Genomic DNA, 1,451 nt, shown 5'->3' on the forward strand with positions numbered 1-1,451 from the left:
TCCGCACCCCGCACCTCCGGCCGCGCATCACACACCAACCCCGTGTAAAAACGCCGCTCATCAGTCAACTGACTCATCACCTTCAAATGAGCCGCATGCAGAACAGCCTTGGGTGACACCTCGAGCGTCGAGGCCAGGGCGCGGATCCGTGGGTCGAGGTCCTGGTAGCTGATCCGGTGCCGCAGCACCGTCCCGGGAGTCGAGGACGCCTCGCCCCAGCCCGACGGCGGAACGAACCTGGCGTACTCGGAAGTGATCTCCCGCCAGTACGCCTCGTCGCCCTCCGAGGCGAGCGCCGCCCGCTCGCCGGCAACGAAGTCGGCGTACCGGACCGCGGTCGGTTCCGGCGCCTCCGGCGCCATGCCCACGCACCGCCGCTCGTAGCAGCTGAGCAGCTCGGCCAGCAGGGTGTTGAGGTCCCAGCCACCTGTTACCAGGTGGCTGATCGCCACGGTGAGCCACCATCCGCCGTCGGTGCCGACGTGAGCGCTGACCCGCAGCAGCGGGGCGGGGTGCTCGGCGTCGAACGGTCGGGCCCGCTCGGCCTCGACGTAGCCGCGCAGGTGCGCCTCGGCCCGCTCCTCATCCAGGCGCAGGATCCGTACGTCGACGGGGGCCTGGGCGTGCACGAGTTGCAGCGGCACCGAGTAGGTGTGCGGGTCGAACGACGTACGCAGGGTTTCGTGCCGGTCGACGATGTCGTGCACCGCCGACGTGAGCGCTTCGGCCGAGAAGGGCTGGCGGCTGTGCACCCGGAAGCAGCGGACGATGTGGTACAGCGACCGCGTCGGGTCCTTCTGGATCTCCACCAGCATGCCGAGTTGCACCTGGGCGATGGGGTACGCGTCGGTGAGGCCGGCGGGCAGGGCTGCCCGGTCGGCGTCGTCGAGCAGCGCGAACGGGGCGACCGGCTGGAACTCCGGTGCGACCTCGGCGGCGTCCTTGGCCGTCAGGTGCGCGGCGAGCGCGGCAACGGTGCGGTGCACGAAGACGTCTCGGACGCCAATGGGGAAGCCGGCTCCCCGGAGGGCGCCGACCAGGGCCACCGCGCGTAGTGAGTCGCCGCCGAGGTCGAAGAAGCTGTCCACGACGCTGACCGTGTCGAGGGTCAGCACGCGTGCCCAGATCTCCGCGAGCTGCTGCTCGAGTTCGGTGCGGGGAGCCACGTGCACCCGGCCGGATGCTCCGACCGACGCGGCGAGGGCGGCCCGGTCGACCTTGCCGTTGGCGTTCAGCGGGATCGACTTCACCGCCACGAGGTCCGCCGGGATCATGTACTCCGGCAGTCGACTGGCGCATTCCTGCCGCACCCGGGCGGCCAGATCGGCGTCCGGTCCTTCGGGGACGTAGAAGGCGAGCAGCCGGGACTCGTCGCCGTGCACCAGCGCCACCACCTCACGCACCCCGGCCACCGCGCCGATCACCGACTCGATCTCGCCCAACTCGATGCG

General features: G+C 70.7%; 1 protein-coding gene. It reads right to left on the reverse strand.

All coding sequences use genetic code 11. The annotated features are described in order from the left end of the window. A partial coding sequence (locus AB0B68_RS32060; protein ID WP_357264753.1) for a condensation domain-containing protein occupies positions 1-1,451 on the reverse strand: 1,451 nt, incomplete at both ends.

The sequence above is a fragment of the Micromonospora sp. NPDC049049 genome, assembly GCF_040649115.1.
Taxonomy (GTDB): domain Bacteria; phylum Actinomycetota; class Actinomycetes; order Mycobacteriales; family Micromonosporaceae; genus Micromonospora.